We start from the raw sequence: 14,359 nt of genomic DNA, 5'->3' as shown, positions 1-14,359 counted from the left end.
CAGGGCGTAAGATCACTGCTGGGCGTTGAACACAAACAGTGCTTCGCCGTTGATCTGATAGCTGTTGATCAGCTCTTTGGCTTTGTCCGACACCAGCCAGGCTTCCAGATCGGCCACCAGATCCGTCTTCACATGCGGGTGCTTGTCCGGGTTCACTGGCAGATAGGCATATTGATTGAACAGCACGGGATCGCCGGAATAGAGCAGTGCCAGATCGCCCTTGTTGGCAAAGTTGAGCCAGCTTGCCCGGTCTGACATGATGTAGCCCCCCATGCCGGAGGCTGTATTCAGCGCAGCGCCCATACCTGCCCCCACAGCATTGTACCAATCGCCAAACCCTTCCGGGGAGAGATCGGCAGAGTTCCACAGGCTCAGCTCTTTCTTGTGAGTGCCGCTGTCATCGCCACGGCTGACAAAGGCCGCTTCCGAGGCGGCAACCTTCTGCAAGGCGTCGGCCGCAGAGCCTGCCTTTGCAACGCCCGCCGGGTCCGCCTTAGGGCCAACAAAGACGAAATCATTATACATGATCTCCCGGCGATGGGTGCCATTGCCCCCGGCCAGAAACGCCTCTTCCGCCTTTTTGGAGTGCACAAGGATCGCATCCACATCACCCGCTTCGCCAAGGCGGATCGCCTGACCGGTGCCCACCACCAACAGCTGCACCTCCAGCCCCAGATCGGCCTTGATCTCAGGCAGTAGAACCTCGGCCAGACCGGAGTTGTGGAAGGAGGTGGTCACCGCCAGCTTCATCTCCTCCGCCAGCGCAGCTGTTCCCATCGCCAGCGCGGCCAAAGCCCCCAGCATAATCCGTTTCATTCGACAATATCTCCTCTTAGAAATGCGCGTCCCTGTTCGGTATGCGGCCGGGCAAAAAACGCCTCCGCCGCTGAAAATTCGGCAATCTGGCCATGCAGTACAAACAGCACCTCGTCTGCCAGCCGCTGCGCCTGTCCCATATTGTGGGTCGACATGATCAGCCGGGTGCCCGACGCTGCCGCTTCGGTCAGTATTTCTTCAATCTCGCGGGTGGCTCGCCCATCGAGCGAGGCACAGGGTTCATCCAGAAACAACAACTGCGGCTTACGAATGAGCGCGCGCGCCAGGGCCAGTTTCTGCCGTTCCCCGCCAGACAGCAGAACAGCAGGCCGTTGCAATGCATCCCCGCCAAGCCCGATCCGCTCGGCCCAGATCTCAGCCTCCGCCAGCGCGACCTTGCGCGACACGCGATTCAGCCGCAGCGGATATGCGATATTCTCCACCACCGAGCGGCGCATCATCACCGGTGTCTGGAAGACAAAGGCCTGGCGCCGCTGGGCTTCCGCCATAGGACAGCCCCAGCTGATCCGCCCCTGCCCAAGCCGCAGAATACCATGCAGCATCTTCAGCAACGACGTTTTGCCCGACCCATTCGGCCCGATCACGATGGTCGTCCCCTGCCCGTCCAGCCGCAAATCCACCGGGCCGATCAGCGTCTTGCCGCGACGACGCACCTGCGCGGTTTCGACCACCAGCGGGAAAAGAGTGTTCGCCCCAGTCACCAACGCCCCTCACTTTCGGTCTTGCCCAGCCAGTGAATGGTCAAATTCACCGCCACCGCCAGCGCGATCAGCACAAAGCCAAGGCCAAGCGCCATGGCAAAATCCCCCTTGCCGGTTTCCAGCGCAATCGCCGTCGTCAGCACCCGTGTGGCGTGGTCGATATTGCCGCCCACGATCATGATCGCGCCGACCTCGCCAATGGCACGCCCGAATCCTGCCAGCGCCGCCGTCAGCAAGGCCCGCCGCCCATCCCAGAGCAGCGTGCAGATCCGTTGGAATTGACTGGCGTTCAGGGAAATCAGCAGGTCGTGGTAATCGCTCCACAGATCCCGCAGCGACTGATGCGCAATGGAGGCCACCAGTGGCACAATAATGATCACCTGCGCGATGATCATCGCGGTCGGAGTGAACAACAGCCCCAGCACGCCAAACGGTCCGGCCCGCGACAGCATCACATAGACCACAAGCCCAACGACCACCGGCGGCAGCCCCATCAGTGCATTGAGCACTGCAATAGTTGCCCGCCGCAACCGGAACCGTCGAACCGCCAACAAGGCCGCCAAGGGCAGCGCAATGACTGAAGCCACCAGCAACGCGGTCAAAGTGACCCGAAGCGAGCGCAGCGTAATCTCCACCAGATCGCTATCCAGCGTGACCACCAGCCAAAAGGCCTGGACCAATCCTTCCCAGAGATCAGACATGGAAGCGGATTTTCTCCCCTATGGGACCGGTCTTACCGCTTCCCTCTACTGCGTGTTGGTTCTGTGCAAACCACAATATCGAGCCGCCCAATAGACAAAAACGTCACCCATCGCGAAATTTGGACAAATTGACCCTGCCCCGTTTGCGCTGACATCACCGGACGGACACAAGGTCTCTGGCAGAAGCATCCACGCGGGTTGCCGATCCTGCCGGATTGACGCCGATCAAAGGCAGGAATTCCGCCCTTGATCGCAATTAAGTCGGGACACTTGCTTGCGTGCTAAATGCGAACATGAAACAAGATTTTCCCAAAGTGCCATCTCTGGCGCAGCTTTGAGGAAATGCCATGTTCGATCTGCAAACCATGCGCGATCAGCTCGCCAACCACTATGACCTTGCGCCAAATCCGGCTCTGGCCGAAGAGATGTCCGGGATCTACGCCAATATGGACCGGGTGGTGAACCCGATCGATTGGGCCACCTACGCGCCTTATGTTGCGGCCATTCTGGCCCTCAAGAAAGAGCGCAACGCCGTCATTCTGGCACATAATTACATGACACCGGAAATCTACCACGGGGTTGCAGATGTGGTGGGCGACAGCCTGCAGCTCGCTATGGAGGCCACCAAAGTCGAGGCCGACGTGATTGTGCAATGTGGCGTACATTTCATGGCCGAAACCTCGAAAATCCTGAGCCCCGACAAGATCGTGCTGATCCCCGATATGGAGGCCGGCTGCTCGCTGGCGGAATCGATCACTGCCGACGGCATCGCCGAGATGCGCGCAAAATATCCCGGCGCGCCGGTCGTGACCTATGTGAACACCACAGCCGAGGTCAAAGCCGCCTCCGATATCTGCTGTACCTCCTCCAACGCGGCCCAGATTGTGGCGGCAATGGAGAGCGAGACTGTGATCATGACGCCGGATCAGTATCTGGCGCAGAACATCGCCCAGCAGGTCCCGCAGAAAAACGTCGTCTGGTGGGAGGGCTCCTGCATCGTGCACGAGCAATACACCGCCAAGGATCTGCGTGACTTCCGCGAATGGAACCCCGGCACCCGGCTGATCGCCCACCCTGAATGCCCGCCGGATGTGGTGAATGAGGCCGATTTCTCCGGCTCCACCAGCGGCATCATCAAATATGTCACCGACGAAAAACCCGAAAAGGCGATGCTGATTACCGAATGTTCGATGGCCTCGAACATCGCAGATCAGCTGCCCGAGGTGGATTTTGTCGGCCCCTGCAACATGTGCCCCTACATGAAGAAGATCACGCTGGAGAAGATCCTCTGGTCGCTGCACACCATGTCGGAACCCGTTGAGGTAGATCCAAAAGTGGCAGAGCAGGCCCGCGTGGCGGTGCAGCGGATGATTGATCTCAGCCAGAAACTGGGGATCTGATCCTTGGACACCCCCGGTGCCAAACTGACCGATACGGCCGCAAATCAAGCAGAAGCTCAGGTCAGGGTTCAGGCCCTGACCGAAGCCACCGCCAGCTGTGACACCGACCGTGTGATCATTGTAGGTGCCGGCATGGCCGCGCTCTATGCCGCGCTTGAACTGGCGCCGCGCCCTGTTCTGATGATCTCGCCCGAGACCCTCGGCGAAGGCGCGAGTTCCGCCTGGGCGCAGGGCGGCGTTGCCGCAGCGATGGATCAGGCCGACAGCCCTGCCGCCCATGCCACCGACACGGTGCGCGCCGGTGCCGGAACGGTTGATGCCGAGGTCGCCGCCATGGTCACCAAGGTGGCGCAAGATCACATTCTGGACCTGACCGACCTTGGCACGCCTTTTGATCGCACTGCTGATGGTGGCTTTGTCATGAGCCGCGAGGCCGCGCATTCCGTCGCCCGGGTCGTACGTGTCAAAGGGGATCAGGCCGGCAGGCAGATCATGGAAACCCTGATCGCCGCCGTGCGGGCCACCCCTTCGGTTCAGGTGCACGAGGGTACCCAGGCCGTGCGGCTGGAGGTGGCAGACGACCGCGTCACCGGTGTCTGGGTCAGTGACGCCAGCGGCACCTCCGTTCCCGTGCTGATCCGTGCGCCCGCGATCCTGCTGGCAGGCGGCGGTTCCGGGGGGCTGTTTGCGCACACCACCAACCCGCCCCGCATCCGGGGCCAGGTGATCGGCTTTGCCGCCCGCGCCGGTGCCCGCATTGCCGATCCTGAATTTGTCCAGTTCCACCCCACCGCTTTTGATATTGGTGAAGACCCGGCACCGCTTGCCACCGAGGCGCTGCGCGGGGATGGCGCCACGCTGATCAACAAGGACGGCATCCGCTTCATGCTGGCCGCGCACCCGGACGCCGAATTGGCCCCTCGTGACATCGTCGCCCGCGCGATTTTTGCCGAAACGCAGGCTGGCCGCCGCCCGATGCTCGACACGCGCGACGCCTTGGGCGCCGAGGTGTTGACCCGTTTTCCAACCGTCGCGGAAACCTGTGCGCGTGCCGGTATTGATCCCGTTGCGGACCCTATCCCCGTTGCGGTTGCGGCCCATTATCACATGGGCGGCATCGACACCGACATGCAGGGCCGCGCCAGTCTCGCCCATCTCTGGGTCTGTGGCGAAGCCTCTTCAACCGGGCTGCATGGTGCCAACCGCCTCGCCTCCAACGGTCTGCTGGAGGCGCTGGTCTATGCCCGCACCGCCGCCCAGGACATTGCCGAGGCACTGGGTCCTAACCCCACGGAGACGGCCACCCCGCCAGAAGTCTCGCTGAGTTTTGCTCCCGCCACCACGCCTGCCGCCCCCGCCAGCGCCGTCGCTCGCCTGCGCGAGACGATGACGGCCCATGTCGGTGTCCGGCGGGACGAAGCCGGGCTGAAAACCGCTCTTGTCACCATCGAACAGCTGCTGACAGAGCACGGTGACGACGAGAGCTTTGCCAATATGTGCGCCACCGCCACGCTGATCGCCGCCGCCGCATTGGCCCGCCGCGAAAGCCGTGGTGGCCATTTCCGCGACGACTACCCTGAGGCAGACCCTGCGCAGGCCCATCGCACCCACATCACCCTCACCGAGGCCCGCGCCATCCGTGCCGCCGCCGTTCAGGATCCGACATGACCCCGTCTTTCGCCACTCTCCCCGATCTGATCATCGAACCGCTTGTCCGCGCTGCCCTGCTGGAAGACCTTGGCCAAAGCGGTGATGTCACCACCCGTGCCGTGATCCCGGCAGAGACCACCTACGAGGCGCGGCTCAATGCGCGCGACACCGGCGTGGTGTCGGGTATGCAGATTGCCCGCATCGCCTTTCACCTTGTCGATCCGACGCTCAAGATCGAAACCTTGGTGCAGGATGGCCAGCCCTGCACTCCCGGCCAGACATTGATGACCATCGCAGGCTCGGCCGCGTCTATTCTGTCGGGTGAACGTGTGGCGCTGAATTTTGCGGGCCGCCTCTCTGGCATCGCCAGTCTGACGGCCTCCTTCGTAGCTGAAACCGCGGGCACCAAGACCCGGATCACCTGTACTCGCAAGACCACCCCCGGCCTGCGCATGGTAGAGAAACAGGCGGTTCTGCATGGCGGCGGCTACAATCACCGCTATGGGCTGTCCGATGCGATCCTGATCAAGGACAACCATATCGCCGCCGCTGGTGGCGTTGCAGCCGTTCTGCACGCCGCAAGGGCCAATGTCAGCCATATGATGAAGGTCGAAATCGAAGTCGATACCCTCGCCCAATTGCAGGAAGTTCTGGAAACCGGCGGTGCCGATGTGGTGCTGCTCGACAATATGGACACGCCAACCCTGACGAAGGCTGTGGCGATGGCTAAGGGCCACCTCGTGACCGAAGCCTCCGGCAATATGCGCCGCGACCGTATTGCTGAGGTCTCCGCCACGGGTGTTGACTACATCTCCTCTGGTGCGCTGACCCATTCCGCGCAGACGCTGGATCTTGGCCTCGACTTCTGAGCCGACACACCGGATCTGACGTGTAAACGGGGGCGCTGAGGCCCCCGTTTTTGTTTCGCCTGATGTATCTGCTCATCCCCCATCGGGAATGTTATATGCCGCCTCGCGGATTGGGGTGGCCGACAGCATGATCACGCTGCCCACGTCCAGATTGCGCACCTCATATTGCGCACCGCTGGCGCCCGCTTGCACATCTTCCGGCAGATGCGCGCAGGCCTCTGGTGTCATCGCGCAGATCACCACATCCCGCCCGGTCAGCTGCGTCAGACGGAAGGCCACCGACAGATCATGCTGCAGGCCCGACTTCTCCCCCGACGGCAGCGACAGATAGGTGCCACTGACATAGATCGGGCCATCCGCCGGTGTGATCTGCGCCACCATCCTGCGGCTGTCCGCCTGCCAGGCCGTCACATCGCGATGTTGCAGCACATTGAACGCCAGATAGATCAGCGCGACAAAGGCCAGAAGATTGCGCCCGATGCGGTCCCAGCCCGCGCCACGCGCCGCCAGCTCCTGCGACATGAGCCCCAGGAGCACCGCATAGTAGAGCCAAACAAACCCGGAGACACGCGGCGGCAGGGTGATACCGGTCTTGATCGTCTGCACAAAAATCAACCCCATCCCAAGGCAGATCCCCGCCAGCGGATAGATCGCGCGCCAGGGATCGGATTTGCCGACCAGCCAGACGGCCCAGCCAAACAGCGCCATCTGAAATACGGTCAGCGGCAGGAAGTGGAACGACACCAGCGACGCAGAGCTGGTCAGAAAGCTCCCGATCAGGCCCATATTCTCCATTAATGACGCCAGATCATGGGCCGGGTTCGGCGTCCGCCACTCCGCCATCGGGATGCCAAAGACACCGTGGAACAGATAGTTCAGCGTATAGATCGACGCCATCGCCAGTGCGAAACACAGGATGAATAATCCCAACAACGCCGCCAGATCCTTCGCTGAACGTTGCGTATCGGCGCGGGTCAGACACAGCGCCAGCAGGAAAAACGGATAGGTGGTATAGGCGGTCAGCGCCAGCGGCACAAAGGGCACCAGCAGCCAGCGACACGTCCGATCTGACAGATGCGTGGTCGCCAACGCATAGATGGCAAGGATCGCCATGCCGGGGATCAACGTATTGAACCACAGTGAAATCAGCAGTGCCGGCGCAGACAACCCGGCAATCAGCGCCACCGCGCCCTTGCGCCATAGCGCCGCCTCCCCCCCCAGCGCATTATGCGCAAGGCATCCCAGAACCACCGCCCAAAGCGCGTTGTAGATCAGGTAGTTGCCCCAGCTTGGCAGCAGTGTTTCGCGCAAATGCCACAGATAGTTGACCCAACGCCCCTCAGTCAGGGTTTTAACGTAGTAGGTTTCCGCATCGCCAAACAGCGCAGGGTAATCATCGTGACGGATCAACGGGTCCGGCAGTTGAAACGCTGCCGCAATCAGCAGCCCGACAAAGGCCACCGCGATCGTCGCTGCCAAGGGCCAGACACCCTGTCGTGGCGCCACTACCGGGCTGTCCATCACCAGTGTCATCAGATTGTCCCTTTTGCTGAACCGGCACTCACCAGACCCGCAGCCCGTGCCTGTCGCGCAATGACAGCCGCACGCGCCTGGGCGATCTTAGTCACCATCGCCTCGGGCATCGCAGAGACAACACCCCGGCGCAACCGCCAGCCAATACTGCCTGCAGGCTGCACCTTCTGGCCTGCCGGGATCTCGGTTGCCAGGACCTCCTCAGGCAGGTCCACGCGCCCGGCCTCATTCACATAGAGAACCGTATTGTAACGATACCAGGGCTCCACGCCCGCCGCCTCTTTCAGGGCCGGGCGCACGCAGTCAAACGCGCGATAGCCCCGCGCGGCAAAGAGGTCCTGCCAAAAGGACAGCGGCTGTTCATTGATATGAAACTCGCCGCCCTGCCCCGGAACAGCCGCCGAAAACAGCACCCGGTCGGCATGGCGTGTCAGCCCCGCAACCAAGGTTTCGGAGGCCGCCGTCGGCAGATGCTCACCAACCTCCAGACTCTGCGCCAGCTCGAACCGCCGCCCCAGATCAAAATCTCCGGTCAGATCCGCCGCATGGTAACACGCCGCCGGGATCGCCAGACGGGCACGATCCACATAATCACCGTCCACCCCGGCGATGTCCTCAACGCCGGAACTTGCCCATTCACTCAGCCAGACACCGCGCCCGCTGCCCAGATCCAGCACGCTCCGCGCGCCAAGCCAGGGCTGCACCGCCGCGATCAGCGCCTTCGCCGAGCTGCGCGCGCCTGCCTCGATGTAGTCGTAGAATTCATTCGAATACACATGCGACATTTCTTGCCACTCCTCTTTAAGCGCCGTGTCCGGCGTAGACCCAGATCTTGAAAAACAGGTAGTTCTGCACCGGCAGCCAGACTGCGGCGGTGGTCGCCGCCAGCCACTCCGGCCAGCCCAGCATCGGACCGATAACACCCGTCAGCAGCGCCGAGGTGACAAACCCCAGCCCAACGGTACACCCAAATCGCAACGCCTGATCCGGCTGGCCAAGCCTCTGGCGGAAGGTCCAGACCGTCTGGCCGACATATTGGACAAGAACCGCCAGGCCAAAGGCCAGCGCATTGGCAACCCCCGCCACCAGGCCGATCTGCAGGAACCCAAGGAACAGCAAGACGTAAATCGCCGCAACCGAGACACCAACGATGGCAAAGCGGATTAACTGGCCGATGTCCTTCTGAACGGCGGCGCGGATCATGATGCTTCTTTTTGGGCGGGTTCCGTGGCCCGTGACTCACCCACCCGGCCCTCGCCGGTGAAATCCACCGCATAGGCGGCCGGGTGGCCAGTTTCCTGAGACAGGAAGTAAAGCGGCCGCTGCTTACTCTCCATATAGAGCCGTCCGACATATTCGCCGAGGATCCCCAGCGTCAGCAGCTGGATCGCCGAGAAGAAGGAGATCGCCAACAGAACCGAAGCCCAACCTGCAACCGTGTTGAACAGGATCAGCGAGCCAAAGACATAGATCGCCATCAGCACGGTCACCAGCAAGCTGAAGAACGCCAGCCGTGTGGCCATTTTCAGCGGTTTGGTAGAAAACCCTGTCAGCGCATCGGTGGCAAAGCGCAGCATCGCCTTGAACGGGTATTTCGTCTCGCCTGCCACGCGCGCCTCGCGGACATATTCCAACCCGATCTGGTGAAATCCGGCCCAGGCGAACATGCCGCGAATAAACCGTGCCCGCTCCGGCATTTTCAGCACCGCATCCAGCGAACGACGGCTCACCAGGCGGAAATCGCCGGTATCCTTGGGGATATCCACATCGGACAGCGTATTGAGAAAGCGGTAAAACAGATAGGCCGTCGCCTTCTTGAACAGGGTTTCCCCCTGGCGTTCAGCACGGCGGCCATAGACCACGTCATAGCCGCGATCCATCATCATCATCATGTCGGGCAGAATTTCTGGCGGATCCTGAAGGTCAGCATCCAGCATGAAGATCCGCGCGCCTGTCGCGGCCTCAAGGCCGGCGGTCAGCGCAACCTGATGGCCGCGATTGGCCGACAGGCGAATGCCCCGCACCACCGGATGACGCTTATGCGCAGCCTCCATAGCAGCCCAGGTCTCATCGCTGGAGCCATCATCGACCAGAATGATCTCAGCCCGCTCCGCCCAGGGTTCGATTGCCTGCACCAACCGATCCACCAACAGGGGGATGGACTCTTCCTCATTATAGCAGGGTACAACAACGGATAGATGCACCTTCTCGCCCCAATTCTGTTTATCGTCTGCTCACAACCGGGGGACCATCCGCCCGGCATTCCAGCGCGATGAAAACATCTCAAGGGGGTATTCTCACCCGAAATGGTTAACGCGCAGTTCCGTTTTTGGTCACAGAACGTGGCCAAACCGTGGCGAACTGGGGGTCAATCCGGGGAAAAACAGCGATTTTTAACAGGATTTGATGCGAAATCACAAACAATCGCGCGGCAGGCTCTCGCTCCATTCCTTAACGCAGACCTCGGTTTGTTTGGCACCTTCAGTGGCCACAACCTTGCGCCAGAGGTGGAACTCATCCCGATCACCGCGCATCTCATTGTCGGTATCGACCTGCACCTGCCAGTCACCGCGCGCGAATGTAAACCGCCACTGGCTGGAGAATGTCGCACTTTCCGGATCATCTGGATGGATTGCATAGCGCATGGACACATGGCTGCCGACCTCCATCCCATGCACCGGGTCAATCGCCGCGCCATAGTCATCAAATGTTTCCAGCACCAGCGTGCCGTCGGCCTCCTGATGGGTGTTGGATGTGCCAGAGGGCGCGCGCGTCACCTCTGCCTCATACGTCGGATACTCCCGCGCAGCGCCTGGCGCCTGCGCCGCGACCTCTTCAGCGACCGACCGTTCCGGCAGGATCAGTGCACAGCCCTCCAGATGCAGCGTCAGCGACACCGGCTCGGGCGAGGGCCAGACAATCGGCCAGTAAGACGTCGACAGCGACAGCCGCAGCTTATGGCCCGCCCGCAGGTGATGGGCACATTCATTAAGCGCAAACTCCACCTCATAGCGCTTGCCGGGCACCAAAGCCTCCGTGCGCTCATGACTGTCGTCATGGCACAGGTTGCGCCCCCGGTAGGTGATGCGCTGCGACACGCCATCCGGTGCCACATCACACAGCCGCGCCATCACCTGCGCCACGGGCTTGTCGACAGAAAACGCCAGCCGCACCCGCGCCCGCCCCAGCAGCTCCAGCGGGGCATCCAGTGGCAGCGTCTCAAAACAGGTGGACTGCGCATCATCCCCCGCCTGATCGCCCGGCAGTTCATTGTCAATCCGCATGCCCGCGCAGAAATAGCCGCTGGCGGCACCAAGGGTTGCCGGATTGGCCACAACAGCCTCACCCTCCTCCGGGGTGGCCTGCAACAGGCCCTGCGGCCCAAGATGATGCGTCACCTCCTGCACATTTGGGGACGGCCAAGCGGCCTCGGCAACCCAGCGGCCCTGCCGGGGTTTGTTCTCCTTGGTCGGGTTGAAATGCTCCTGCATATAAGTGCGATAATCCGGCAGGGCCTCTGCCTCGCTGTCTTCGCCCTTCAGCCAGCGATCAAACCAGCGCAGCACCTCTCCGTGAAAATCATGCGCCTCCAGCTTGGAAATATGCGCATAACGGTGCTCCCAGGGACCGATCAGTGCCTTCGCCGGGGCCTGCATATTGGCCGCCAATGCAGGCGGTGCATTCACGTAGGCATCCGCCCAGCCAGTGATCGCAAGCACCGGTGCCTGGATCGCAGACCAATCCTCGCAGACCGACCCGTGTTTCCAGAAATCATCCCGCTGCGCGTGGGACAGCCAGTCAGCCGCCATAAACGGCAGCGTTTCGATCCGCTCCACCCAGGCCGCGCGCCAGTCGGGGCGCAGATCTGGATCCAGCGGACGGGTTTGGTAGGCATGCATCTGCGACGCCCAGTTGGCATTATCGCTGAGCAGGCAGCCCCCCATAAAATGGATATCATCGGCATAGCGATCCACGGTTGAAGCCACGCTGACCACCGCCTTCAACGCCTCTGGCTGGCGCGCGGCCAGCTGCAACCCGTTGAAGCCGCCCCAGGAGATCCCGATCATGCCGATATTCCCATCGCAACAGGCCTGCGCCGCAAGCCAGGCCAGCACCGCCTCGCCGTCGCTCAGCTCCTGTTCGGAATACTCATCGTCAAACAACCCCTCACTGTCGCCCGTGCCGGCAATATCCACCCGCAGACAGACATAGCCCTCAGCCGCAAAAACCGGATGCGTGGTGGCATCGCGCGGCGCGGTACCGTCGCGCTTGCGATAGGGCAGATATTCCAGGATCGCAGGATAACGCCCCTCGGCCGCTGGCCGCCACATCCGCGCCGCCAGACGACGCCCATCTGGCAGCGGGATCCACAGATGCTCAACTCCGGTGATCTCCATTGGCATGGCGCGCCCTCTTCCTGTCTGGTTCGATCTCAAGCTGTTGCCGCCCACCCAATCGGTCGGCGATCCGGAGGTCTAGTCTCCCTGCGACATATCCTGCGCCACCGGCAGGATCGGCGCCGATTTCTCCAATGCCAGCTCCGCATCGGAAAACACCCAAGGGCCACGCACGCCCGGCACATCTTCCGGCGCGATCTGCATCTGGCGGTGCTTGATCTGCGGGTCGTCAAAGGCCTGCCCGATGGTATTGATTGGTCCCGCAGGTACGGTTGCAGCCTCCAGCGCCGCCAAAAGATCCGCCTGCCCCCACTGCGCCAGCGCCGCCGCCAGCATCGGTGTCAACTCGCCCCGGTTGGCCACCCGCAACTGATTGGAGGCAAAGCGCGGATCAGCCGCCAGTCCCGCCATATTCAGCACCTCACAGAGCCGCGCGAACTGACCGTCATTGCCCACGGCAAGGATCACATGGCCGTCGCGCACCGCCATCACCTGATAAGGCGCAATATTGGGATGCTCATTGCCCATCCGGGTCGGGCTGGTGCCGGTGGCCAGATAGTTCATGTTCTGATTGGCCAGCACAGCCGTGGCACAGTCCAAGAGCGACATGTCGATGTGCTGGCCGCGCCCGGTGCTGTGGCGCTGTTCCACCGCTGCCAGAATGCCGATAGTGCCGTAAAGCCCGGTGACAATATCGGTGATCGCCACGCCCACCTTCTGCGGCGCGCCCTCCGGCGCGCCAGTGATCGACATCAGCCCGGACATCCCCTGCAACAGAAAATCATAGCCCGCCCGCGCCGCATAAGGGCCATCCTGCCCAAATCCGGTGACCGAACAATAAATCAGACGTGGATTGACCGCTTTCAAACTGTCATAGTCCAGCCCGTATTTCGCCAGCCCACCGACTTTGAAATTCTCGATCAGAATATCGGCACCCCGGATCAGCTCCAGCACCGTCTGTTTGCCATCCTCAGTGCGAAAATCCGCAGTGACGCAGGATTTGCCCCGGTTCGCCGCATAGTAATAAGCCGCCGTTTTGTCACCATCGCGCTCAATAAAGGGCGGTCCCCAGCGACGGGTATCATCGCCCTCGGGGCTCTCGACCTTGATGACCTCCGCCCCCAGATCGGCAAGCGACTGGCCAATCCATGGCCCTGCGAGAATACGGGCCAGCTCGACCACCTTCAGACCTGCAAGCGGTGTCATGGGCTCTCCTGTCAGTGCACCCGCAATGTGCGAGGCATCCCTCTGCCAAGGCACGGCAGAGTGTTCTGACAGAGACTTAGCCTATCCCTTCCCCTGCGGGCAAATAATTTGATCAAATAATGAGGGGGTTTACATTAGATTTCGGTCAGCCATGCGGGACTAAACTGCCGTTCGCCGGTTCAGCTAGTATGGCTTCCGTGCAATTGCTGTCGCGAAAGCTTGATATCCGTAGAGTGAACCCAGTTCTGCACGGCGATCATGTTCTGCTACTAGCGCATCCGCTAGGTCTTTTCCAATGTCGCCACGTTCAACCATTTGCTTTGTTGTAACTTCGACCCATGGTCGCATTTGTTCGCGCGATGTGACGACTCGGCTGGTCACATCAAAGCTGGCGATCTCCATGCCAGCGTTTGCAATCAAGGTCCTTAATTTGCCGACGATGAACGCGTCAGTGACAAATTCGCGGACAAATTCTTGGGCGCAAATATTTAGCGGGTCATTTGGAATGCTACTGAATGTGGATTTTGAAAAATCCGCGTCGCATATGACAAGCGATCCGCCAGCCTTTAGTACTCTAAATGCCTCAGCCAAAAGAGATTCTGGATGCGTCACGTGCGTCAAAACAGTGTGCATGACCACTGCATCAACAGTTTTATCTTCAATCGGTAGCGACGCCCCATCCGCAACCACGAACGATAAGTTGGAATGGCCGCTTGATCGTTCAATCGCTTCGTTTACAAAGCCCTTTGACGGCTCGTACCCTACGACTTTCGTCGGATGTGCCAATGTTGCGATGCGCCGTGTGACCGCACCGGCACCAGCCCCGACCTCGATGGTTAGACTGTCGGCGGCGAAAGGCAGGCGGTCCAAATAGGACGCAACAATTTGCTCCATTGTGGGGTCGGATTGACGCACGTCCATCGCATCAGCGAACATTTTGACGAATTCAGGTCCAGCGGAATCCACGTCTTGAAAAGGGTCAGCCATCATCGCGCTCCAAATAGCCTAAATTCCCACTTTACAAGGAAAACTACGAAACTCAAAATGCCTGCTGAGGGCTCGAAG

13 protein-coding genes are annotated in these 14,359 nt (G+C 61.0%); 3 read left to right on the top strand and 10 right to left on the bottom strand.

Annotation, left to right across the window (positions count from 1 at the left end):
* Positions 1 to 12: 12 nt before the first annotated feature.
* Genes INHI_RS0100420 through INHI_RS0100410 form a run of 3 tightly spaced genes read right to left on the bottom strand, consistent with a single transcriptional unit; the run spans position 13 to position 2,239 of the window.
* Complete coding sequence (locus INHI_RS0100420) at positions 13 to 816, bottom strand: ABC transporter substrate-binding protein (protein ID WP_027246323.1); 804 nt, start codon at positions 814 to 816, stop codon at positions 13 to 15.
* Complete coding sequence (locus tag INHI_RS0100415) at positions 813 to 1,538, bottom strand: ATP-binding cassette domain-containing protein (protein ID WP_014880966.1); 726 nt, start codon at positions 1,536 to 1,538, stop codon at positions 813 to 815. The genes INHI_RS0100420 and INHI_RS0100415 overlap by 4 nt, the downstream gene beginning before the upstream one ends.
* Positions 1,535 to 2,239 (bottom strand): ABC transporter permease, encoded by a 705-nt coding sequence (locus INHI_RS0100410; RefSeq protein WP_027246322.1) that lies wholly within the window; start codon positions 2,237 to 2,239, stop codon positions 1,535 to 1,537. The genes INHI_RS0100415 and INHI_RS0100410 overlap by 4 nt, the downstream gene beginning before the upstream one ends.
* Positions 2,240 to 2,586: 347 nt before the next feature.
* On the opposite strand from INHI_RS0100410, the gene nadA reads away from it, so the two are divergent.
* From nadA to nadC, 3 genes are read left to right on the top strand one after another with little or no spacing between them, the layout of a single operon-like run.
* Entirely contained in the window at positions 2,587 to 3,639 is a 1,053-nt protein-coding gene (nadA, locus tag INHI_RS0100405; RefSeq protein WP_027246321.1) for a quinolinate synthase NadA, read from the top strand.
* Between the two features lie 3 nt (positions 3,640 to 3,642).
* A complete protein-coding gene (locus INHI_RS0100400; protein WP_027246320.1) occupies positions 3,643 to 5,307 on the top strand; it encodes an L-aspartate oxidase in 1,665 nt (554 codons plus the stop codon).
* Complete coding sequence (gene nadC, locus INHI_RS0100395) at positions 5,304 to 6,158, top strand: carboxylating nicotinate-nucleotide diphosphorylase (protein WP_014880970.1); 855 nt, start codon at positions 5,304 to 5,306, stop codon at positions 6,156 to 6,158. The genes INHI_RS0100400 and nadC overlap by 4 nt, the downstream gene beginning before the upstream one ends.
* Positions 6,159 to 6,230: 72 nt before the next feature.
* On the opposite strand, the gene INHI_RS0100390 is transcribed toward nadC, so the two are convergent.
* The 7 genes from INHI_RS0100390 to INHI_RS20655 all read right to left on the bottom strand — a co-directional run bounded on the left by INHI_RS0100390 (position 6,231) and on the right by INHI_RS20655 (position 14,281).
* The gene (locus tag INHI_RS0100390; RefSeq protein WP_027246319.1) at positions 6,231 to 7,691 is read right to left on the bottom strand and encodes a hypothetical protein; all 1,461 of its coding nucleotides are present in this window, start codon (positions 7,689 to 7,691) and stop codon (positions 6,231 to 6,233) included.
* Positions 7,691 to 8,476 (bottom strand): class I SAM-dependent methyltransferase, encoded by a 786-nt coding sequence (locus INHI_RS0100385; RefSeq protein ID WP_027246318.1) that lies wholly within the window; start codon positions 8,474 to 8,476, stop codon positions 7,691 to 7,693. Before INHI_RS0100385 ends, INHI_RS0100390 begins: the two co-directional genes overlap by 1 nt.
* A 16-nt stretch (positions 8,477 to 8,492) precedes the next feature.
* The gene (locus INHI_RS0100380) at positions 8,493 to 8,894 is read right to left on the bottom strand and encodes a GtrA family protein (RefSeq protein WP_027246317.1); all 402 of its coding nucleotides are present in this window, start codon (positions 8,892 to 8,894) and stop codon (positions 8,493 to 8,495) included.
* Positions 8,891 to 9,895 carry a glycosyltransferase family 2 protein gene (locus INHI_RS0100375; RefSeq protein WP_027246316.1) on the bottom strand — a complete coding sequence of 335 codons (1,005 nt, stop codon included), beginning with the start codon at positions 9,893 to 9,895 and terminating at the stop codon, positions 8,891 to 8,893. Before INHI_RS0100375 ends, INHI_RS0100380 begins: the two co-directional genes overlap by 4 nt.
* Before the next feature lie 210 nt (positions 9,896 to 10,105).
* A complete protein-coding gene (locus INHI_RS0100370) occupies positions 10,106 to 12,094 on the bottom strand; it encodes a CocE/NonD family hydrolase (RefSeq protein WP_027246315.1) in 1,989 nt (662 codons plus the stop codon).
* Between the two features lie 72 nt (positions 12,095 to 12,166).
* Positions 12,167 to 13,294, bottom strand: coding sequence for a CaiB/BaiF CoA transferase family protein (locus INHI_RS0100365; RefSeq protein WP_027246314.1), 1,128 nt, complete (start codon positions 13,292 to 13,294; stop codon positions 12,167 to 12,169).
* 183 nt (positions 13,295 to 13,477) lie between these two features.
* Positions 13,478 to 14,281: a class I SAM-dependent methyltransferase gene (locus INHI_RS20655; RefSeq protein ID WP_158524932.1), complete on the bottom strand. Its 804-nt coding sequence runs from the start codon at positions 14,279 to 14,281 to the stop codon at positions 13,478 to 13,480.
* Positions 14,282 to 14,359: the final 78 nt, after the last annotated feature.

This window comes from Phaeobacter inhibens DSM 16374 (genome assembly GCF_000473105.1).
In the GTDB taxonomy this organism is placed as follows: domain Bacteria; phylum Pseudomonadota; class Alphaproteobacteria; order Rhodobacterales; family Rhodobacteraceae; genus Phaeobacter; species Phaeobacter inhibens.
Note: the sequence above shows the minus strand (reverse complement) of the source record. Positions and strands in the feature narration are given on the sequence as shown.